This window comes from Dellaglioa sp. CoH-55-MRSF-8 (genome assembly GCF_056782195.1).
Map to the genome: position 1 here is coordinate 1 of NZ_JBXAYH010000164.1, position 293 is coordinate 293.

Annotated in this window: 1 protein-coding gene; it reads right to left on the reverse strand. The window is 54.9% G+C overall.

Going from position 1 to position 293, the window contains the following annotated elements; translation table 11 throughout:
• Positions 1 to 213, reverse strand: a 213-nt coding sequence (locus AC1RPW_RS08355; protein ID WP_481769500.1) for a hypothetical protein, incomplete at its 3' end; no start/stop codon positions are given.
• Between the last annotated feature and the right edge of the window lie 80 nt (positions 214 to 293).

The window sequence follows — 293 nt, forward strand, 5'->3', positions numbered from 1 at the left end:
GTCACCACCCAGCTCATCCCAGTACTGGCTCAGCGACTTCCTGAACGCATCGGGAAACGTGAATCCATGTTCGGTATGGATCGTTCCCCACGGAGTCTTTTCCACGCCAAGGGGCACAATGCGATCACGCATGTACACGAGGTTCGGATCGCCACCGCCGTACTGGTGCGCAACCCAATCGTAGTAGTCGTGGATACTGCTCTTAATCTTCATCTAGCCTCCTTAGCAAAAAGGCGCGGACCCTAAGATCAGCGCCGTCGTGTTACACGTCTGCATTCTCCATCACGTAGTCC